Annotated in this window: 19 protein-coding genes, 1 tRNA gene and 1 pseudogene; 11 read left to right on the top strand and 10 right to left on the bottom strand. The window is 60.8% G+C overall.

What is annotated here, in order from left to right; all coding sequences use genetic code 11:
• Window positions 1-63: 63 nt before the first annotated feature.
• Window positions 64-1,053 (top strand): LysR family transcriptional regulator, encoded by a 990-nt coding sequence (locus tag P0D80_RS00140; protein ID WP_132375201.1) that lies wholly within the window; start codon window positions 64-66, stop codon window positions 1,051-1,053.
• Between the two features lie 354 nt (window positions 1,054-1,407).
• Here P0D80_RS00140 and P0D80_RS00145 read toward each other — a convergent pair whose 3' ends face one another.
• The 9 genes and pseudogenes from P0D80_RS00145 to P0D80_RS00185 all read right to left on the bottom strand — a co-directional run.
• The gene (locus P0D80_RS00145; protein ID WP_132375200.1) at window positions 1,408-1,827 is read right to left on the bottom strand and encodes an ExbD/TolR family protein; all 420 of its coding nucleotides are present in this window, start codon (window positions 1,825-1,827) and stop codon (window positions 1,408-1,410) included.
• Window positions 1,828-1,843: 16 nt separating this feature from the next.
• Window positions 1,844-2,575: a MotA/TolQ/ExbB proton channel family protein gene (locus P0D80_RS00150; protein WP_408280041.1), complete on the bottom strand. Its 732-nt coding sequence runs from the start codon at window positions 2,573-2,575 to the stop codon at window positions 1,844-1,846.
• A gap of 26 nt (window positions 2,576-2,601) precedes the next feature.
• Window positions 2,602-3,339, bottom strand: coding sequence for an energy transducer TonB (locus P0D80_RS00155; RefSeq protein ID WP_132375198.1), 738 nt, complete (start codon window positions 3,337-3,339; stop codon window positions 2,602-2,604).
• A 257-nt stretch (window positions 3,340-3,596) separates the two neighbouring features.
• Window positions 3,597-3,833 (bottom strand): (2Fe-2S)-binding protein, encoded by a 237-nt coding sequence (locus P0D80_RS00160; protein ID WP_012432441.1) that lies wholly within the window; start codon window positions 3,831-3,833, stop codon window positions 3,597-3,599.
• 215 nt (window positions 3,834-4,048) lie between these two features.
• Window positions 4,049-4,936 (bottom strand): glutamate racemase, encoded by an 888-nt coding sequence (gene murI, locus P0D80_RS00165; RefSeq protein WP_408280044.1) that lies wholly within the window; start codon window positions 4,934-4,936, stop codon window positions 4,049-4,051.
• 144 nt (window positions 4,937-5,080) lie between these two features.
• Window positions 5,081-5,560 (bottom strand): bacterioferritin, encoded by a 480-nt coding sequence (gene bfr / locus P0D80_RS00170; protein WP_132375196.1) that lies wholly within the window; start codon window positions 5,558-5,560, stop codon window positions 5,081-5,083.
• 192 nt (window positions 5,561-5,752) lie between these two features.
• The gene (locus tag P0D80_RS00175) at window positions 5,753-7,276 is read right to left on the bottom strand and encodes a fumarate hydratase (protein ID WP_012432444.1); all 1,524 of its coding nucleotides are present in this window, start codon (window positions 7,274-7,276) and stop codon (window positions 5,753-5,755) included.
• 55 nt (window positions 7,277-7,331) lie between these two features.
• Complete coding sequence (locus tag P0D80_RS00180) at window positions 7,332-7,943, bottom strand: TIGR00645 family protein (RefSeq protein ID WP_132375194.1); 612 nt, start codon at window positions 7,941-7,943, stop codon at window positions 7,332-7,334.
• 288 nt (window positions 7,944-8,231) lie between these two features.
• Window positions 8,232-8,686: pseudogene (locus P0D80_RS00185) on the bottom strand (DMT family transporter); the annotation flags it as partial.
• 473 nt (window positions 8,687-9,159) lie between these two features.
• Here P0D80_RS00185 and acs point away from each other — a divergent pair.
• The 5 genes from acs to P0D80_RS00210 all read left to right on the top strand — a co-directional run bounded on the left by acs (window position 9,160) and on the right by P0D80_RS00210 (window position 14,657).
• Window positions 9,160-11,142 (top strand): acetate--CoA ligase, encoded by a 1,983-nt coding sequence (gene acs / locus P0D80_RS00190; protein WP_408280049.1) that lies wholly within the window; start codon window positions 9,160-9,162, stop codon window positions 11,140-11,142.
• Window positions 11,143-11,290: 148 nt separating this feature from the next.
• Window positions 11,291-11,659 carry a DUF4212 domain-containing protein gene (locus P0D80_RS00195; RefSeq protein ID WP_408280052.1) on the top strand — a complete coding sequence of 123 codons (369 nt, stop codon included), beginning with the start codon at window positions 11,291-11,293 and terminating at the stop codon, window positions 11,657-11,659.
• Window positions 11,660-11,663: 4 nt separating this feature from the next.
• Entirely contained in the window at window positions 11,664-13,682 is a 2,019-nt protein-coding gene (locus P0D80_RS00200; RefSeq protein WP_132375191.1) for a sodium:solute symporter family protein, read from the top strand.
• A 60-nt stretch (window positions 13,683-13,742) separates the two neighbouring features.
• Window positions 13,743-13,833, top strand: a tRNA-Ser gene (locus tag P0D80_RS00205).
• Window positions 13,834-13,955: 122 nt separating this feature from the next.
• Window positions 13,956-14,657 carry an abortive infection family protein gene (locus P0D80_RS00210; RefSeq protein ID WP_408280056.1) on the top strand — a complete coding sequence of 234 codons (702 nt, stop codon included), beginning with the start codon at window positions 13,956-13,958 and terminating at the stop codon, window positions 14,655-14,657.
• A 97-nt stretch (window positions 14,658-14,754) separates the two neighbouring features.
• On the opposite strand, the gene P0D80_RS00215 is transcribed toward P0D80_RS00210, so the two are convergent.
• Complete coding sequence (locus tag P0D80_RS00215) at window positions 14,755-15,354, bottom strand: DUF4145 domain-containing protein (protein WP_408280059.1); 600 nt, start codon at window positions 15,352-15,354, stop codon at window positions 14,755-14,757.
• A 987-nt stretch (window positions 15,355-16,341) separates the two neighbouring features.
• Here P0D80_RS00215 and P0D80_RS00220 point away from each other — a divergent pair.
• The 5 genes from P0D80_RS00220 (at window position 16,342) to P0D80_RS00240 (ending at window position 21,319) form a co-directional block, all read left to right on the top strand.
• Complete coding sequence (locus P0D80_RS00220) at window positions 16,342-16,932, top strand: recombinase family protein (protein ID WP_408280062.1); 591 nt, start codon at window positions 16,342-16,344, stop codon at window positions 16,930-16,932.
• Window positions 16,933-16,935: 3 nt separating this feature from the next.
• Window positions 16,936-17,436: a hypothetical protein gene (locus P0D80_RS00225; RefSeq protein ID WP_408280065.1), complete on the top strand. Its 501-nt coding sequence runs from the start codon at window positions 16,936-16,938 to the stop codon at window positions 17,434-17,436.
• A 332-nt stretch (window positions 17,437-17,768) separates the two neighbouring features.
• Window positions 17,769-18,671, top strand: coding sequence for a methyltransferase domain-containing protein (locus P0D80_RS00230; RefSeq protein ID WP_408280067.1), 903 nt, complete (start codon window positions 17,769-17,771; stop codon window positions 18,669-18,671).
• Window positions 18,672-18,802: 131 nt separating this feature from the next.
• Window positions 18,803-19,936, top strand: a complete 1,134-nt coding sequence (locus P0D80_RS00235; protein WP_408182069.1) for an acyltransferase family protein — start codon at window positions 18,803-18,805, stop codon at window positions 19,934-19,936.
• A gap of 120 nt (window positions 19,937-20,056) precedes the next feature.
• A complete protein-coding gene (locus P0D80_RS00240) occupies window positions 20,057-21,319 on the top strand; it encodes an MFS transporter (protein ID WP_408280071.1) in 1,263 nt (420 codons plus the stop codon).
• Window positions 21,320-21,324 lie beyond the last annotated feature (5 nt).

The following is a 21,324-nucleotide window of genomic DNA, read 5'->3' on the forward strand; positions in this document are numbered from 1 at the left end:
GACCGTTTTCCGGGGTGCCAGCCGCCCTCACGCAATGGATTGTTCTATTACTGGAACGATGAGATGAAGATCGATTCACATAATCTGAATGACCTGATGTATTTTTCGCAGGTTGTCGAACACGGCGGGTTTTCGGCCGCCGAACGCGTGCTGGGGATTTCCAAGTCGCGCCTGTCGCGCCGTCTGACCGAACTGGAAGCGTCGCTCGGCGTGCGGCTGTTGCAGCGATCCACGCGCAAGCTGGCGCTGACCGAAGCCGGGCAATTGTTCTACCAGCATTGCCAGGCGATGCTGAGCGAGGCGCAGGCGGCCGTGAACGTTGTCCAGCAGCTGCGCTCGTCGCCGCGCGGCACAGTGCGTGTCAGCGTGCCGGTCACGATCTCGCAGACCATTCTGTCGCAGATCCTGCCCGAATTCATGCATCGCTATCCGGAAGTGCGGGTGGTGATGCGCGTGACGAACCGCGTGGTCGATCTGTTCGAGGATTCGATCGACGTCGCGCTGCGGGTGCGCTCGGATCCGCCGGAAAACGCCAATATCGTGGTGCGGCCGCTGTGGCGCACGCAGCAGATGCTGGTCGGCGCGCCGAGCCTGTTGCAACAGAATGCGCCGCCATTGCTGCCAGCCGATCTGAACGGTTTCGAAACGCTCGACGTGCCGACCGGCGACGGACGCCACGTCTACAACCTGATCGCGCCCGACGGCACGCGTCATGCGCACGAACACGAGCCGCGCCTCGTGACCGCCGATCTGATGACGATTCGTGAAGCGGTGCTCGCCGGCGTCGGCATCGCCGCGCTGCCGGAGATGATGTATGGCGCCGCGCTGCGAGCCGGCCAATTGTCGCCGGTTATGCCGGGCTGGACGTTTCCGACGCCGCAGTTGTACGCCGTATTCGTGTCGCGGCAGGGGATGGTGCCGGCCGTGCGCGCCTTTGTCGATTATCTGGTCGAGATGCTCGATCCTGACGACGGTAAACACATCGCGGGCGAGTGTCCCGCGCGCGAGGTAAATGTCGTTGCCGCGCAGCCGATGTTCGCAATTGCGCCATAGCACTTGTTACGGACCGCAACATCGCTTTTAGCATTTAAGCGTGGCCTGTCATGAGTACTTTCAATGGCCGTTTGCTTGAATGCGCGCGCGGACGGGCCTATAGTGAAATCCCTTCGCTAAGGAGTCTCTTATGCGGAAACTCATGGCCGCTATCATAGCGGGCCTGATAGGGCTGACCGCGCTGTCCGTGTCGATCACGGCTGTCGCATGCGGTGATTCGACGAGCTATCAATCTTCGAACGATGGCAAATGATCCCGCCGCCCGAAGGCGCCGAGTGCGCACAAAAAAAGGCCTTCATCTGACGATGAAGGCCTTTTACTTTTTGGCCCTTGTTTCAAGGGCTTTTTACGGCGTCACCTGGCTTTCGGTTGCGTAACGAAGCCGATCTTCGTAAGGCCGCCGGCTTGTGCCGCCGACATCACTTCCGCCACTTTCTCGTACGGAACCTTGCGGTCCGCATCCAGATGCAGCTCGGGTTGCGGGTTCGCTTGCGCGGCCTCTGCAATCTTCGCGCGCAGTGCGGCGTCGTCGAGCTTCTTGTCGTCCCACATGACGTTGCCGTCCGCGTCGACCGTGACCGTCACCTGCGCGGGCTTGGTGTCTTCCTTCTGACTGCTTGCGTGCGGCAGATCGATTTTGACCGCATGACGAATCACCGGAATCGTCACCATGAAGACGATCAGGAGAACCAACATCACGTCGACGAGCGGCGTCATGTTGATTTCGTTCATCAGGCCGTCGTCATCGTCGCCGGCGAAGGGGCTCATTGCCATCGGAGTGCCTCGTCGATCAGTTCGTGCGCGCGGCAAGACGCAGGCCGTCGCCGCGCTTGGACGACGACAGGCGCGCGCCCGTCACGAAGAATGCATGCAGGCCGTGCGCAAAACGGCTCAGTTTGGCGACCACCGCCTTGTTGGCGCGCGTCAGTGCGTTGTAGCCGAGCACCGCCGGAATCGCGACGAAGAGGCCGAACGCGGTCATGATCAACGCTTCGCCGACCGGACCGGCCACCTGATCGATCGACGACTGGCCGCTCGCGCCGATGGCCAGCAGCGCGTGATAGATGCCCCACACCGTGCCGAACAGACCGACGAACGGCGCCGTGCTGCCGATCGACGCGAGAACCGCGAGACCGCTCTGCATGCGCGCGACGCTTTCGTCCATCGTGTCCTTCAGGCAGCGCGTGACCCAGTCCGACACGTCCATGCGGTCGTGCAGATGCGGCTGCGTCTGATGATGATGATCGGCCGCTTCCTGGCCCGACAGCGCCAGCGCGAGGAACGGATTGTCCTGCGGCGTCGACGACCCTGCGCCGAGCTTCTTCACGCCGTCGGCGAGGTCGTCCGAATGCCAGAATGCCTGCTCGGCATTCTTCGTGAGGCGGTTCAGGCGCATTACGTTCCAGCCCTTGATGACGATCACGCTCCACGACATCACCGACATGATCAACAGCGCGAGCGCGATTCCGCGCGTCACGAAATCCCCTTGCGCCCAGACGTGCGCCAGTCCGTAGTTTTGCATTGCAATTCCTTTTTTTAAAATCTGCCTCAATCGTTCAGATTGAAGTCGTAAGGCTGGGTGTAGGCGGCCCGAATCGGCTGGCCGTTCTCGAGATAAGGCTTGCAGGCGCTCCCGTGCACGGCGGCGAGCGCGGCGTCGTCGAGGCGGCTGAAGCCGCTGCTTTTCTTCAATTCGATGTTTTCGAGCTTGCCGGTCAGGCCGACCACGAACTTCACGTACGCGGTGCCGGTTTCGCCGCGGCGCTTCGAGAGCGACGGGTACTCGGGCTTGGCGATGTTGCAGTCGAGGTGCGAGACGTTCTTGGGCGCGCTGATCTCCATCGTCTGATGGCCGATCGCCGGCGCGGCAGGCGCGGGCGGCGCAACGGGTGCAGCCGGCGCGGGCGGCGTCGGATCGGGCGCCGCCACGGGCGTCGGCGACGGCGCGGCGGCCACCGGTAGAGGCGTAGGCGTTGGCTTGGGCGTCGGAGTCGGCTTCGGCTGGACCTTCGGCTTGGTATGGACCGGCGGCGTCGGCGTGGGTGGCGGCGGCGCGATCGACTGCATCGCGACCGGCGCGGCAACCGGCGCCGGCGGCAGCAACTGCGCGGTCATGACGTGCGATTCGAGGGCCGGCTGCACGGGGTCGTGACGCAAGGTCATCACGACGGCAAGCAACGCGACGTGAATCGCTGCAACCACGGCGGTTGCGGTCAGGACGCGGGAGTTCGTGCGAGTGGACGAAGCCGGCATGGCGCCGGCTGAAGCGGTATGCGAAGCCTGCATGTTAGCGTGGTGGCGCGCTGTCGATGCAGCGCGTCAGACAAGACATCGTCATGTTCGAAAAATCAGCAGCGAAATGAACAAAGTAGTCACGAAACCAATCAGCAATTCCATCTCGAACTCCTGTGACGGGTGAGCGGGTAGCTGGCTGGTACGAATACTGGCTTGCTGACGGCAGTGGGATAACGCTTGAACAGCGAAAACGGCAGGAGCGGTAAGAGCGCTCGAGGCGCGGCGTGAACCGCGCCCTGGAACCTGGCTCAGGCGGCCTTGCGTTCGTAAAATGTCAGCGGTACGGCTTGCGGGTGATGCTCGAAACCACAGCGGCTCGCGCAGACGCCGCTTTTCATCATGACGTCGCGCACGGAGTCGGCGCACTTGCCACAGCAGGATGCAACGCCGAGCTCGAACTGAAGCTCGTCAAACGAATCCATGCCTTCCTCGATCGAAGCACGGATCTTTCGGTCAGAAACAGACTTGCAGACACAGACAATCATGGCGGGCGTCATAGCTAACGTTAATGCGAATTATTATCATTTTGTTTGGTCCGTTTGGCAAGCGTCCTGCTTGATTTTTTGTAACAAAACCAGACTCTTAGAAGGGTTTCGTCTATGAGACGGAATCTGGTGCCAGCGGCGGGCGGCGCGGAAAAGCGCCTAAAAAGCGCACAGAAGGCCGCGCAACGGGCCAAAAACGGCGCTTGGGTGGCAGTTTATGCGGCTTGGGAGTCCGGCGCTGCCGTGCGGCGCGAGGGGATCGACACCTGTTCGACGGTGGCGTCGATATGCAACAGGGTCGCGGCCAGCTGCTGCTGATGCGAGCCGTCGCCGGTCGAATAAAAGCGGGGCAGAACAGTGGTCGTGTTTTCGGGCGCCGCGCGCAAACCGTGCTGGTCGAGCACTCGTTCCAGTTGGCGCGCGATAGCGACGCTCGTGTCGATCAGCATCAGCCGTTCGCCGACGATGTCGCGAATCGCCGCATCCAGAAACGGGTAGTGCGTGCAGCCGAGCACCAGCGTATCCGCGCCGGCGTCGAGCATGGGTTGCAGGTAGCCGCGCAGCAGCGCCCGCAATTCGGCGGAGCCGACGTCGCAGCGTTCCACGGCCTGCACGAGCCCGTGGCCAGGCTGGCAAAGAAAGCGGCAATCCGCGGCGTAGCGTTCGAGCAGCGCCTGGAAGCGGGCGCTGCGCAGCGTCACTTGCGTGGCGAGCACGCCGGCGACACGCGTTTTCGACTGGAGCGCGGCGGGTTTGACGCCAGGTTCGACGCCGACCAGCGGAATAGGCAGCTTTTCGCGAACCAGCGCGATCGACTGCGCGGTTGCTGTATTGCAGGCGACCACCAGCGCCTTTGCGCCTTGTTTGACCAGCCATTCGCCGATCGCAAGCGTGCGGTCGGCGATGAAGTCGTCGTCGCGCTCGCCGTACGGGGCGTAGAGCGAGTCGGCGACGTACAGAATCGCTTCGTCAGGCAGTTGTGCCCGGACCGCCCGCAACACCGACAAACCGCCGAGCCCCGAATCGAAAATGCCGACCGGTGCGCGCGATCCGGCGCCAGACGTGAACATTCTTGCATTCATGGACGGTGATTCTGCGGGCATAGGCGAAGAGGACGCGTGCGGCACAGCACTCAAGGGAAACTCGGAAAAACAGGAAAGTGCGCAAGTATATCGTCCGCGCGGCCAGGGCCATCGCAAATAAGCTGACCCATGAACGGGCGCGCGGACGGTTGCAACCTGGTTCGATCAGGACTCGACCGAGCCCATTGCGGATTGCTGGTAGTTCTGGATGCCGACCTTGCCGATCAGGTCGATTTGCGTTTCGAGCCAGTCGATATGCTCTTCGGTGTCGTCGAGAATCTTCGTGAAGATTTCACGCGAGATGAAATCGCGAACCGTTTCGCAATATGCGATGGCTTCTTTACAGGTGCTCTGCGAAATCTGTTCGAGCTTCAAATCGCATTCGAGGATTTCTTTCGTTTCCTCACCGATCAGCAGCTTGTGCAGGTCTTGCAGATTCGGCAGACCGTCGAGCATGAAAATACGTTCGATGAGCCAGTCGGCGTGCTTCATTTCGCCGATCGATTCATCGTATTCATGCTTGCCGAGTTTCTCGAGGCCCCAGTGTTTATACATCCGCGCATGCAGGAAGTACTGATTGATGGCGGTCAGTTCGTTTTTCAACTGCGAGTTGAGATATTCGATGACCTTTTTGTCGCCTTGCATGGTGTGTCCTTGTAGGGGCTTTGAATTTCCCAGAACAATAAACGGCGAAACGCAAAAAGCCAAGGCAAAAAATCAGTTTTTCGCCTGATTTTAGAGGGTTTTTCGCGTGATGCGTACCGTTCTCATTTCATCATAAAAAAAGCCGGGGTTTCAGGCCCCGGCTTTGAATTACTCAGCGGATGTCAATACCAATCAAACCGTCGCGACCGGAATCTTGCCGATCTTTGCTTGCCATTCTTTCGGGCCGGTCTGATGAACGGAAGTGCCGTTCGAATCGACAGCCACCGTCACCGGCATGTCCTGCACGTCGAACTCGTAGATCGCTTCCATGCCGAGGTCTTCGAACGCGAGAACCTTCGCGCTGCGAATCGCCTTCGAGACGAGATACGCCGCGCCACCCACGGCCATCAGATACGCGGCCTTGTGCTTCTTGATCGCCTCGATGGCGACGGGGCCGCGCTCCGCTTTGCCGATCATCGAGATCAGGCCGGTCTGCGACAGCATCGTCTCGGTGAACTTGTCCATGCGCGTTGCCGTGGTCGGGCCTGCGGGGCCGACGGCTTCATCGCGCACCGGATCGACCGGGCCGACGTAGTAGATCACGCGGTTCGTGAAGTCGACCGGCAGCTTCTCGCCCTTGGCGAGCATGTCAGCGATGCGCTTGTGGGCCGCGTCCCGGCCCGTCAACATCTTGCCCGACAGCAGCAGCGTCTGGCCCGGCGTCCACGCAGCGACTTCTTCCGGCGTGAGCGTGTTCAGATCGACGCGCTTGCTCTTCTCGGTGTCCGGCTCCCACTGCACCTTCGGCCATGCGTCGAGCGACGGCGCTTCGAGCTTGGCGACGCCGGAACCGTCCAGCGTGAAGTGCGCGTGACGCGTAGCCGCGCAGTTCGGGATGATCGCGATCGGCTTGGACGCGGCGTGCGTCGGCGCGGCCATGATCTTCACGTCGAGCACGGTGGCGAGACCGCCGAGACCTTGCGCGCCGATCCCGAGCGCATTGACCTTCTCGTGCAATTCAACGCGCAGTTCTTCGATCCAGTCTTTCGGGCCGCGTGCGATCACGTCCTGAATGTCGATCGGATCCATCAGCGATTCCTTCGCCATCACCATCGCTTTCTCAGCGGTGCCGCCGATGCCGATGCCGAGCATGCCCGGCGGGCACCAGCCCGCACCCATGGTCGGCACGGTCTTCAGAATCCAGTCGACGATCGAATCCGACGGATTCAGCATCGCGAACTTCGACTTGTTTTCCGAGCCGCCGCCCTTGGCGGCGACCTGCACGTCGACCGTATTGCCCGGCACGATCTCGTAGTGGATCACGGCCGGCGTGTTGTCTTTGGTGTTCTTGCGGCCGCCTTCCGGCGGGCTCACGATCGACGCGCGCAGCACGTTGTCCGGGTTCAGGTAACCACGGCGCACGCCTTCGTTGATCATGTCGGTGACGCCCATCGTCGCACCGTCCCAACGCACGTCCATACCGACCTTCACGAACACCGTGACGATGCCGGTGTCCTGGCAGATCGGGCGCTTGCCTTCGGCGCACATGCGGCTGTTGGTGAGAATCTGCGCGATGGCATCCTTCGCGGCCGGGCTCTGTTCGAGCTCGTAGGCGCGGCCCAAGGCCTGGATGTAATCGAGCGGGTGGTAGTAGCTGATGTACTGAAGCGAATCAGCAATGCTCTGAATCAGATCTTCCTGTTTGATGACGGTCATGGCTAGCTCAGTGGGGACAGTGGCGCTTGTTTTCAGACACGCGGGGCAGTGCGGGTCAGTCGTGCGCCTTCAGGGGAGTGGAACCTTTAACGGCACCCACGGCGTGCAGCACCGTGGGCTCTTCGAAATGCTTGGGATGCGTATGCGTAGTGAGGCGGTCGACCAGTGCCATCACGAGCGCCGAGACGAGGAACGCGACGTGGATGATCACTTGCCACATGATCGTATGCGTCGTGTTCTGATCGGGGCTTATGAAGGTCTTCAGCAGATGGATCGACGAGATGCTGATCAGCGCCATCGACAATTTGACTTTGAGCACGCCCGCGTTCACGTGGTCGAGCCATTCCGGTTCGTCCGGGTGACCCTCGACGCCCAGGCGCGACACGAACGTTTCATACCCGCCGATGATCACCATGATCAGCAGGTTCGAGATCATGACCACGTCGATCAGGCCGAGCACGACCAGCATGATGTTGGTTTCGTCGAGCGTCATGGAGGCCGTGACGAGATGCCAGACTTCCTTGAGGAACAGCACGACGTAGACGCCCTGGGCGACGATCAGGCCCAGATAGAGCGGCAACTGCAGCCAGCGGCTCATGAAAATGATGGCAGGGACCGGGCGCATCGGGCGGCGCTGATGGGCGGAGTCGGATCGCGGAGCGGACATGGGCAAGAGTCAGATGAAACGCAGGTGACGGAACATGGACCAAATGCGCCGACCCGGCACGCGCAATACTCCTCAGCACGCACGCGAATCAGGCACGCAAACCAGGCGCAGACGGCGCGGTGCACGGCCAAGGGAGGCCGGAAAAGCTCGCGTCAGGCGCGCTATTGTACAGCGTCGGGTGAATTTGCTGCGTTGCGGCGGGCAGGTTGGCGGCGCCCGACACGCGGCGCGCGTGGCGAATTGCGGCTCGCGCGTTCAGGCTTCAGGGCTCACGACGCCACCGGCGGCATTGCCCGTGAACGATGTCTCGCCGGCCGCGCTCTGATCCACGTGAGCGAGATGGATGACAACCACGCCGACGATTGCCAGCGCGATCGACGCGAGTGCCCGACCGTTCGGACGCTCTTTGAGGATGAGCCACGAGAGCAGCGCGACGACCGCGGGGATCGTGCTCGTGATGCCACCGGCCGCGACCGCGCTCGTGCGTTGCACGCCGCCCAGCATCAGCAGCGTAAACCCGAAGGTGCCGAACAGTGCCTGTAGGAACAGATTGAACCATTCATCGCGCTTCACGTGGCGCAGTCTTGACACGCGCACAAGCGGCCACAGTACTGCCATCGCGATCACGAAGTGCAGCAGCGCGAGCAGAGGGACGGGGACAAAGTCGACGATCGATTTACCAATTCCGACATTGCTGCCGACCAGCAGCATCGAGGTAATGAGAAGCAGGAGTAACGATTCAGGCTGGAATCCAGGCGGCGAGTTCAGTTAGCATTGTAAGAGGCCGTGCGAGCCAGCGTAACGGCGCGCCTGGTGTCGCGGCATGCAGGAAGCTCGACGATATAGGTGGCGGGTCAAGCACATGTTCGTCACGGAGCGCGTAGCATGCGTTGCTTCGCGCTGCATCTTCATACGACGCTGGCGTCACATGAGCCGCGTTAGGGTTTTCGCTGGCAGTCCGGCGCCATGCGCGTAAGTGGCCGGTAAGTTGCAGCGCTTATGTTTGAGCGTGAGAGCGGAACGTCGTCCGGCACACACTCATGTTGCAGTGCCGCATGAGTGGTCGATGCAGAGTGACGGGCCGCGGCGCGATGATCGGTGAAACGACGCGCGAGGATTGGAGGCAGCGCGCCGCTCGTTGCGGCGTCAACAAGACATGGCGCGCCAGACGCGCGCCGGCCAGGTTTTACGTTTCATCTTCACCAAGGGGTTGTCGATGTCTGCGATTGAATCGGTTCTTCACGAACGCCGTGTTTTCCCGCCCTCCGCTGAAGCAGCGGCAGGCGCCGCGATCTCCGGCATGGACGCGTACCGGGCGCTGGCCGCCGAGGCGGAACGCGATTACGAAGGCTTCTGGGGGCGCCTCGCTCGCGAGACGCTAAGCTGGAACACACCCTTCACCAAGGTGCTCGACGAGTCGAATGCGCCGTTCTACACGTGGTTCGAAGACGGCCAGATCAACGCCTCGTATAACAGCATCGACCGTCATGTCGAAGCCGGCAACGGCGAGCGCGTCGCGATCATCTTCGAAGCCGACGACGGCACCGTCACCAACGTCACCTATCAGGATCTGCTGCAACGTGTCTCGCGCTTTGCGAACGCGTTGAAGAAGCGCGGCGTGAAGAAGGGCGACCGCGTGGTGATCTATATGCCGATGTCGATCGAAGGCATCGTCGCGATGCAGGCTTGTGCGCGGATCGGCGCGACGCATTCGGTGGTGTTCGGCGGCTTCTCGTCGAAGTCGCTCAATGAGCGGCTGGTGGACGTGGGCGCGGTCGCGCTCGTCACGTCCGACGAACAGATGCGCGGCGGCAAAGCATTGCCGCTGAAAAACATCGCCGACGAAGCGCTTGCGATGGGCGGCTGCGAAGCAGTCACGAGCGTGATCGTGTACCAGCGCACCGGCGGCAAGGTCGCCTGGAACGAAGGCCGCGATCTGTGGATGCACGAGGTCACGCAAGGCGAATCGGATCAATGCGCGCCCGAGTGGGTCGGCGCCGAGCATCCTTTGTTCATCCTGTACACGTCGGGTTCGACGGGTAAGCCGAAGGGCGTGCAGCACAGCACCGGCGGCTATCTGCTGTGGGCGGCGCAGACCCTGAAGTGGACCTTCGACTGGAAGCCCTCCGACGTGTTCTGGTGTACCGCCGACATCGGCTGGATCACCGGCCATAGCTACATCACGTATGGTCCGTTGACGCTTGGCGGCACGCAGGTCGTGTTCGAAGGCGTGCCGACCTACCCGAACGCCGGCCGCTTCTGGGACATGATCGCCAAGCACAAGGTCTCGCTGTTCTATACGGCGCCGACCGCGATCCGCTCGCTGATCAAGGCTGCCGACGCCGACGAGAAGGTGCACCCGAAGAGTTACGATCTGTCGACGCTGCGCATCATCGGCACGGTCGGCGAGCCGATCAATCCGGAAGCGTGGATCTGGTATTACGAGAACGTCGGCGGCAGCCGTTGCCCGATCGTCGATACGTGGTGGCAAACCGAAACCGGCGGCCACATGATCACGCCGCTGCCGGGCGCGACGCCTTTGGTACCGGGGTCGTGCACGCTGCCGCTGCCGGGCATCATGGCCGCGGTCGTCGACGAAACCGGCCAGGACGTGCCGAACGGGCAGGGCGGCATTCTGGTGATGAAGCGTCCGTGGCCGTCGATGCTGCGTAACGTGTGGGGCGATCCGGACCGCTACAAGAAGAGCTACTTCCCCGAAGAACTCGGCGGCAGGTTGTACCTTGCAGGCGACGGCGCCGTGCGCGACAAGGACACCGGCTACTTCACGATCATGGGCCGTATCGACGACGTGCTGAACGTGTCGGGTCACCGGCTCGGCACGATGGAGATCGAGTCGGCGCTGGTGTCGAACCCGCTCGTCGCGGAAGCCGCTGTGGTGGGACGCCCCGATGCGACCACCGGCGAAGCCGTGTGCGCGTTCGTCGTGCTGAAACGCGCGCGTCCGGAAGGCGAGGAAGCGGTGAAGCTCGCCAACGAACTGCGCAACTGGGTCGGCAAGGAGATCGGTCCGATCGCCAAGCCGAAGGACATCCGCTTCGGCGAGAACCTGCCGAAGACGCGCTCGGGCAAGATCATGCGGCGCCTGTTGCGCTCGCTCGCGAAGGGCGAGGAAATCACGCAGGACGTGTCGACGCTGGAGAACCCGGCGATTCTCGATCAGCTCGGCGAGTCGCTCTGAGCCTGGGTTTGTCCGTGTGAACGGCAAGAGCGTGTCGAACGACACACTCTTGCTTCGACGCAGATCTTCACTACAGAAGCCACGTTGTTGAAGCCACCGCGCGGTCAATCCCGATTGCCTGCCCGGTGGCTTTTTGATACATAGGCGCATGGCCGCGCCGCACCACTCCTCTCACGCTACGCTCAATCCGCCGCCCGAACCGCCCGCGGTCTCGGCAGCGATGGCGCGCGCGCATCAAAAGTACTGGCGTTTCAACCTCGCGTTGATTGCGACGTTGATGACCTTGGGCTTCATCGTGTCGTTCGTCCTGCCGCTGATGGCGCCGGCTTTGGCGCAGGTGCGGGCCGGCGGCTTCAGGCTGCCGTTCTATTTCGGCGCGCAGGGCGCGATCCTGATCTATCTGGCGCTCATCGTCGTCTATATCGTGCTGATGCAGCGCGCCGACCGCCGGCTGCAACGCGCTTTGGAAGCGGACGCCAGCGCCGGTGCCGACGCGCTCACCGCGCTCGGAAACTGAGCCGATGAAGCTCACGAACCGGCTGATCCGCTACTACGCCCTTTACACACTCGGCTTTCTGCTTTTCATCTACGTGATGTGGCGCATCGAGCGCACCACCGGTCCCGGTGTGTGGATCGGCTATGTGTTTCTGTTCGTGCCAATCGCGGTGTATGCGGTGATCGGTCTACTATCGCGGACTTCCGACCTGGTCGAATACTACGTGGCGGGGCGGCGCGTGCCGTCCGCCTTCAACGGCATGGCGACGGCGGCCGACTGGCTTTCGGCGGCCTCGTTCATCGGCCTTGCCGGGTCGATCTATGCGACCGGATATGACGGTCTCGCGTATCTGATGGGCTGGACCGGCGGCTATTGCCTCGTCGCGTTCCTGCTCGCGCCGTATGTGCGCAAGCTCGCGCGCTACACGATTCCCGATTTTCTCGGCACGCGTTTTTCGAGCAACGCCGTGCGCGGCCTTGCGGCGCTGGCGGCGATCCTGTGCTCGTTCGTTTATCTGGTCGCGCAGATCCAGGGCGTTGGGCTGATCGCGACGCGCTTTATCGGCGTGGATTTCGCCGTCGGCATCTTCTGCGGACTCGCTGGCATTCTCGTGTGTTCGTTTCTCGGCGGCATGCGTGCCGTGACGTGGACGCAGGTCGCGCAGTACATCATCCTGATCGCGGCGATTCTGATCCCCGTGTCGATGATCGCGCACAAGGACGGCTTGGGCTGGGTGCCGCAATTCAACTACGGCCGTTTGATGGAGCGTGTCGAAGGCCTCGAGAAGCAGGTGCGCGACGCGCCGCTCGAGCAGACCGTGCGCGACGATTATCGACGCCGTGCCGCGTTGATGCAGATGCGGCTCGACACGTTGCCGCAATCGTTCGTCGACGAGAAGCTGCGTCTCACGCAAGAGGTCGCCGATCTACGCCGCCATAACGGCCCGCTGCGCGAGATCAACGAGCGCGAGCGGGCGCTCGAACAGTTTCCACGCGATGCCGCCGCCGCGCAGATCGTCTGGACCCAGCGACGCGATGAAATGCTGATGCGCGCCGCCGCACCCGTGCCGATGCATGAGCCGTTCCCCGCCGTGAACGATGAAGACCGGCGCACCCATGAACGCAATTTTCTTTCGCTGCTGCTGTGCCTGTCGCTCGGCACGGCGAGCCTGCCACATATCCTGACGCGCTATAACACGACCACCTCGGTGGCCTCGGCGAGACGTTCTGTCGGATGGACGCTCTTTTTCGTCGCGCTGTTCTATCTGACAGTGCCGGTGCTGGCGGTGCTGATCAAGTACGAGATATTGACCAATCTCGTTGGCCATCATTTCTCGGATTTGCCGCAGTGGCTCATGCAATGGCGCAAGGTGGAGCCGAGCCTGATCAGCCTCGCCGATACGAACGGCGACGGCATCGTGCGTTGGAGCGAGATTCAGATGCAGCCCGACATGGTCGTGCTTGCCGCGCCGGAGATCGCGGGGCTGCCGTATGTGATGTCGGGGCTGATCGCGGCGGGCGCGCTGGCCGCGGCGCTTTCCACCGCGGATGGTTTGCTGCTCACTATCGCCAATGCGTTGTCGCACGATGTGTACTACCACATGGTCGATCCGAACGCGTCGAGCCAGCGGCGCGTGACGATCTCGAAGATTCTGTTGCTGGGGGTCGCGCTGTTTGCCTCGTATGTAGCGTCGCTGAATACGGGGAACATTCTGTTTCTGGTGGGCGCGGCGTTTTCGCTGGCGGCTTCGAGCCTGTTTCCGGTGCTGGTGCTGGGCGTGTTCTGGAAGCGCACCACGCGGCTCGGCGCGGTGGCGGGTATGGTGGCGGGGCTGGTGGTGTGCATCTACTACATCGTCTCCACGTATCCATTCTTCACGCAGATGACGGGCTTCGCCGGCGCGCGGTGGTTCGGGATCGAGCCGATCAGCTCAGGCGTATTCGGCGTGCCGGCGGGCTTTCTGGTGGCGATCGGCGTGAGTCTGGTTGACCGCAAACCGGACGCTTACACGCGGGCGTTGGTGGACTATATCCGGCATCCTTAGGCCGGTTTGCGCGTGGGTCTGGCGCAGGGCGCGAAGTTTGCTATAATTCGGCTCCCCGCCGGAGAGATGGATGAGCGGTTTAAGTCGCACGCCTGGAAAGCGTGTATAGGTTAATAGCCTATCGGGGGTTCGAATCCCCCTCTCTCCGCCAGGAATCACCTTTGCCTATAAATAGCTGATTTATAAGGCTTTATTGTGTTGGCGAATTCTCGCTTACCACACATATTTACCACACATCCCCACCATACGTAGGCTATCGTCAGGAGACGGTGCGTGAGCCAATCAGCGTCCTTTCTGGATGAAGTTGAGCTGCTGCAAAACATCCTCGTATCGCACGCGACTAACGGCCCGGCCTATGATGGCGACTATGCGGCGTTGAGAGCTTCTCTGCTGGCGCGCCCGGAGTATGCGCCGCTCGTCCCAAGATTCGTGCGCACATGCCGCGACCTTAGCCAGTTCTGGCAATTCATAAAGCACAAGTTTCCGACTTACGCAGAGCGGCGCTCATACATCTGGGATGAGTTCCGGCCACTCTTGGAGCGAATCGAAGGGCGCGGGTTGAGCCCTGCTGATCCCGCAGTCACGGCGGCTATTGAGAAGTTCGATAGCGAACACGTTCTAGCAGCTTGGCACAAAGCATTGGAGAGGAAGCAGGCTGACCCGGAAGGCGCAATAACGATGGCACGAACCCTTCTGGAGACTGTGTGCAAACATATTCTCGATGAGCGCTGCGTGGCTTACGGGGACTCTCCTGATCTTCCGGAACTTTACAGGCATACATCCAAGGCATTGAATCTCGCTCCGAGTCAGCATACTGAGGGAGTCTTCAAGCAAATCTTGGGCGGCTGCCAATCGGTGGTGGAAGGGCTGGGTGCCCTCCGGAACAAACTCAGCGATGCGCACGGCACAGGCAAGCGCGCGATAAAGCCTGCGGCAAGGCATGCTGAACTCGCAGTGAATTTTCGGGAGCGCTAGCGCTTTACTTGTTGGCCACACTAGACGTCAATGGCCAAGCTTCTTCCGGCTGACAAGGCCGAGGCAGACAGTTGTTTCTTGCTCTGCTGAGTATCACTTACCCAGCGGCTTTGCCTTTCCCAAATTCAAGCTGAGCTTTTGCGGGCAGGATGTAGACATCCATTAGCAGGTGCTCTACCACCTCCATCGCAAGCATGAGCTGAGCGGTGCTGTGAGGCTTGACCTCATGGGCAGCCGCGTTCCCCAAGTTCCTTATATTGTGGAGGACGGCAGCGCCATGCTTGGTTAAGACACCTTTGTCCCGAAGGTTGTCAATCTTGGCGAACAGGTTGTCTCCTTTGGCTGCCTCGGTTTGGCAAACGGTTTCGATTAAAGCGCGTAGTCCGATACCCGTGAGGACAGGGAGGTCATTGGCAAGAGCCGTACTTGTCTCTTCATATATCCGCTTAACGGTCAGAGGTAAGTGCCACGCATCCTCGCCTATGCCTTTCCAACCGCCTATTCGTGCGGGAAACAGCAGGACCGTTTCTGGGTAGAACGATTCGCCCCTTTCGTCATAAACGATGTTCTCAGAGTCGGATGCCGCCTGCCTGAAGCTTATCCGTTTGCATCCCTTGCACTTGACTATCTGATATTGCACGTGGCTGCTCACGGTGTAGTCATGATCTTCCCAGTCAGTAGCGACCTCGACTGACACGCAGACTTCGTGAGCGGTCTCGCGCAGGCACGTGGGGCATAGCAATTCAAGCTCGCTTCCCTGTGAGGCGTTCAGAGTTTCTGTGACTGAGCGATGCATGACGGAGTTCCGATGTTTAGTGCAGGTTTGAGGGCCTGAAATGTGCTGGAAAAATTTGTCAGAGGGTATCTGATAAAGTCCCGCAGCGGAATTCCCCCAGTGGCCCTCCCGTTTCCACACGCTGCCACCATTACGTGCAGCCCCTTAGACGCGCATCAGGTAACACGCGCGATACCCTTACGTGGGCGCGCGCATCTTGTTAGCGGAATCAGTACGGCAGCCAATCAAGCTGGTTGCATCTCTGGACATGAATGAGTGCATCGCCTCCGCAAGTTCGCATACATGCTGAGACATCAGGAGCTCCATTACAGGCTGCAATGCATCTATCAGTCGAGGCTATGACGCTTGTTTGGTCCTGCTTCGCTTGGGAATTAGCCGTGGCAATCGGGAGCGGGTCCAGATGGCCTAGGCGGGGCAGTAGATATCGCTGAAGCCTCCCAGCCCGCTCTTGGCTGCTAGCGAGTAGCTGTTGAACCATCCGCACACCCTGTACGGCCATCGTGGGCTTTGCCTGGTCATCGCTCAGGGCTTGCCGATACATAACGATATCGGTGTTGGCGAGCGTCAGGCAATAGGCTGCTCTGAGGTCTGTATCGCTAGGCAACTCTTGTGCTTTGGCCGTGCCACACGCGATGAACAGCGCCATCGCCGTTATTGCAGCTACTCTCCGCATCGCTATCCCCAAGTGGAGTCTGTTTGTTTTCGTATAGGGCGGGGCACACTGCGCTCATCCACCCGGTAATTGGTTGTCGGTAGGCTCTGCGTCAACTTGAATGTCCAAAAGCGTTCGGTTTCGTACAGGGCTTGGAGCGGGTGTACGAAAATATGCTTGTAAACTTTTCGGACATGCTCTAAGATTCGTACATCTATTTCGTACAGGTGTCCGATATGTCCCGTGTCTTTGCCTACTGCCGCGTGTCCACAATGGACCAGACCACTGAGAACCAACGCCTGGAGATTGAGCGGGCTGGCTTCTCCATCGACAAGCGCCGCATTGTTGAGGAGTCTTTCAGTGGTTCGGTGGCTGCTTCTGAGCGCCCTGGCTTTACCCGCCTGATGGACCGCATGGAATCGGGAGACATCCTTGTGGTGACTAAGCTTGACCGGCTGGGCCGCAATGCAAGGGATGTGCGCGCAACAATTGAGGCGCTGAGTGAACTGGGCGTGAAGGTGCACTGCCTTGCATTGGGCGGTGTTGACCTGACCAGCGCGGCTGGGCGGATGACCATGCAGGTTCTTAACGCAGTGGCTGAATTTGAACGGGACCTGCTGATTGAGCGGACCAACGCAGGCATCAGCCGAGCCAAGGCAGAGGGCAAGCAGTTTGGTAGGCCATCAGCGCTGAGCAGCGAACAACAGGTGGAAGTATCCCGTAGGCTGGCCCAGGGGGATGCCGTGGCGGCGCTGGCGCGTGACTTCGATACGAGCCGCCAGACCATCATGCGGCTGCGCGAAAAAGTTGCGACCACGGAGGCTTGAGCGATGGAGCAGACATATCCAGTGGAGGGCTTCTTTGACCTCACAGCCCGTGATCTTTTTCAGCTCGCATGCCAACAATACGACCAGTTCTACCACGCCCAGACGCCAGTAAATGCGTATTTGGTTTCGGTCACACTGTTTCATCTCTTGGATTGGCTCTCGAAGGATGGCAGCTCAGACCGGGGGAAGAAGGACATTGAGGCGAAGGGGGCTGAGGACCGCTCTCCTGAAGAAGAGCTGGTGCTGAAGATATACGCGTTGGAGGAATTTCAAGCTGTCATCAGCGCAGCAAACAACGCAAAACATCACGAGCTGAACAATAAGAAACGCCCCGCCTACACGAAAAAGCGTAGGAGAGGCCTTTTCGCTGGAGTGGCTAGGGCGGGCGATTCACTGGGAACCGAATTTCTCATTCTGGACGTCGATGGAACAGAGGTGTGGCTTCGCGATGCTTTCTGGACGGTGCTGGCACAATATCGGGAGTATTTCGAGGGGAGCAAATAGCTGAGCGGAGTGACAAGGCGTGACAGCGGTTTACCTGAGCGCGTAAACTTTCGGTTCCTCCATGAGAACCATACGTTACCACCTTTCCCATACTTATCAAGTCTGACAGGGGATTGGAGGGTGAATTCGGAGAATCCCCCTCTCTCCGCCAGGAACGAATGATAAGCCGTTGAATCCGTAAGGATTCAGCGGCTTTTTGTTTTGGCTTGCCGCCCGAGCGTCAAACTGGGCTCTTCGCGCCGTATCCGCACGTCGAACCCAATAGCGCAACGCGCAATCCAACGGACCTTCGATGCGGTAGACTTCCGCGGAACCACCCCGGAGATCGCGCAATGGATCGCAAGGTCAATCTGCTATCTGGACTGAATCTGTCTACTGCAATTGGTGCGGAAATCGGCGCACTCTGCCGGCCGGTGGTGACACGATCGGACGGTACGGTCTATTACATCGACCACGCCAGCACCGACGCTCTGCGCGAAAAATATAAACATGATCCGAACGTCGACATCGGCGCGCTCGTCGACGTCGACGCCGTCTGGGGCAAGCAATCGCTCTCCGAAGCGCTAGGTGGCAAATCCGTCGACTACGTGATCGCATCCCATGTGGTCGAACATGTGCCCGATCTGGTCGGCTGGTTTGCCGAGATCGGCGCGATCCTCAGACCGGATGGCCAACTGCGTCTCGCGGTGCCCGACAAGCGCTTTACTTTCGATCTGATGCGGGAGGAGTCGCGCATCAGCGACGTATTGAGCGCTCATATCGTGCAGGCACGCATTCCTCAGCCGCAGGCCATCCTCGACCATGTCGTGAATGTGCGTTACGACGTGAATGCAGGGGCGATCTGGGCCGGCCTCGCGTCCGGTGGACGGCCGGCGCATACGTTCGCGGAGGGCATGGCCGCTGCCCAGGATGCTTTTGCCAACGGCAATTATCATGACGTGCACGTCTGGGTGTTCACGCCAGCCACGTTTGCGCGGATTTGCCGCCTGCTCGTCGAAAACGGCCTGCTGAGCATGTCGTGCGCGAACTTCTTCGACACCGCAAGAAACGAACTCGAGTTTCTGGTTCACATGCAGCAGTGCGCCGATGTCGAATTCGCATGCGCCAGTTGGGCGCGCATGGAAGCGGCCGCCGCACCGTTGCCGCCGGACCAGCCTGCGGCATTGCTTCAGGTTCGCGCCGTGCCTTCGCGGCTGCATCGTGTGGTGCGGCGCGTGGGACGTCTGCTGTCGTAGTGCGAAGCAGAGGACCAGCGCTTCAGTTTCGTCCGCTTGCGGCGCTCGCCTGTCTGGCTCGATTTCGACTCGACTACGCTCGTTTCTGAATCTTGCAGCCGCGGGTATTCTGTAATCTGTAAAATGCGCGGATGGAAACACACAGCATCCGCGACGCAAGTTCTTTGCGCTACGTAACCGGCCTCGATGGACTCCGTGCCATTTCGATGATGCTGGTCGTCCTGTTTCATTACACGAGCTATTTTTCCAGTCGCCTTTCCGGACTGGGCGGCGTTTGGTCCGTCATCGTGCGTATTGCGTCGACCGGCTGGATAGGCGTGGACGTGTTTTTCGTGATCTCGGGCTTTCTCATCACCACAACGCTATTGAAGCGGCCCGTCAATTCAATCGCGTCATATTCCAAGTTCATTCGGCGCCGGGCAATTCGGTTGCTGCCGGCCTACGTCGCGAGCCTGCTGATATTCACGCTTGTCGCGCTGCTCATCGATCCGCATACCAAAGTCCTGAGAAACGAGTATTTGCTATGGACATTCACGGCCAGTCTGCAATCGCTGTTCGGCGACCGGGTTGCGCTGGCCGATCAACACTTCACCATGGCGCATTTCTGGACGCTCGCTGTGGAATGGCATTTTTATCTCGTCTTCCCGATTCTCGTTGCCCGTTTCCATTCGTACTTTCGCCCGGCTGTGGCGCTGTTGCTGGTGGCGATAGCGTTCAGGGTGGTGTGCCATTTTGCCGGGGTTTCCGACAACGGTATCTATACTTTCACGCTTTGCCGGATCGACTCGATTGCAGTAGGTTGTTTGTTGGCACTGGTGCCTGCCCATCTTCGTTCCAGGCAGTCCGCAGCGGCGGGCGTGCTCGGCGCGGTGATTTTCATGGCGGTCTGGATTGCGTTGGCCTGTTCGGATGTCCCGTTCAAGACCTTGGCGTGGCTTCAGACGTTCGGATACACGCTGTTAGCGGTGTCCGTCGCGTTGATGATTTACCGGGTCATTCATTCCCCGCCGCGCTCGGTAATCGTGCGTGCGCTGGAATTCAAGCCGCTTACTGCAATAGGACGCGCAAGCTATAGCCTATACATCTGGCACGTGCCTTTTTATCCCACCATCGTGCTGGTGGCGCAACACAACTTCACGGACATCAGGCTTGCCTATCTTGTCGCGGTATTGGCCGGCGTCGTGATGACGGCGGTGCTCGGCAGCCTTTCTTATCTGCTCGTCGAATCCCGATTCACCCGGGCGCGTCCAGCGGTGCTGGCGTGAAGGCGGGGTGCCACTTGATGTATGGCGGCGAGACCGGCCGCACGAGGCGGTAAACCAAAACAAATCATCTTGCTCTAAACTAGCGGCCGCCCAAGCCCCCCAGTCAAGAGCAAGAACTCCATGCCTCCAGCGCCCGCCGAGCCACCCGGTTCCTCATCCGTTAGTTTGCCGAAACACCCCGCATTTCAGCGTTTCTGGTGCACCCGCATCCTCTCCTCGCTGTCGTTCCAGATGCTCGCGGTGGCAATGGGCTGGCACATCTACGCGCTCACGCATAGCGCCTTCGCGCTCGGCCTCGTCGGCCTCGCGCAATTTCTACCGATGTTCGTGCTAACGCTCGTCGTTGGACACGTCGCCGACCGCTACGACCGCCGCCGCATCGCGGCCATCTGCCAAAGCCTCGAAAGCGTCGCTGCATTGTTATTCGCTTTCGGCACCTTCGGCGGATGGATCAGCGCGCCCGTGATCTATGTGCTGGCCGCATGCGTCGGCGCGGCGCGCGCCTTCGAATCGCCCGCGGTGGCTTCGCTGTTGCCGGGCGTCGTGCCGCGCGGGCAGTTGCCCAAAGCAACCGCATGGGCCACTTCCGCGAATCAGACCGCGCAGATCGCAGGCCCGGCGTTGGGCGGTCTGCTCTATGGCATCGGCCCCGGCGCGACCTATCTCGCCTGCACGCTGTCGTTCGCGGCCGCGGCAACGGCCGTGTGGGGCATCTCGCTACAGACGAAGCCGGCGAACCGCGCGCCCGTCACGCTTGAATCGGTGTTCTCGGGCATTGCCTTCATTCGCAAGGAACCGGTGATTCTCGGCGCGTTGTCGCTCGATCTGTTCGCCGTGCTATTCGGCGGCACGACCGCGCTATTGCCGGTCTTCGCACGCGATATGCTGCACACGGGCCCGCTCGGTCTCGGACTGTTGCGCTCCGGCACCGCCATCGGCGCGCTCGCGGGCACCATCTGGCTCGCGCATTTCCCGCTGCGCAACCGGCCCGGTGCGGCGATGTTCGGCGGCGTGATCGCGTTCGGCGCGGCCACGGTCGTGTTCGGTCTGTCGCATCAATTTCTCGTGTCGCTTCTCGCGCTGATGGTGCTCGGTGCTTCCGACACCATCAGCGTGGTCGTGCGTCTGTCGCTCGTGCAACTGCGCACGCCGGATGAAATGCTGGGGCGCGTCAGTGCAGTCAATTCGCTTTTCATCGGGACGTCGAATCAATTGGGCGAATTCGAATCCGGCGTGTCGGCGGGGTGGTGGGGCGCGCGACCCGCCGTGCTGGTGGGCGGCGTAGCGACCATCGCGGTCGCCTTGCTATGGATGCGCTTCTTCCCCGAACTCCGGCGCACGCGCTCGCTGGAGCGCGAAGAGGAACTGGCGCCGAGCCATTGATCGAC

Source organism: Paraburkholderia sp. RL17-373-BIF-A (genome assembly GCF_046030175.1).
Lineage (GTDB): Bacteria > Pseudomonadota > Gammaproteobacteria > Burkholderiales > Burkholderiaceae > Paraburkholderia.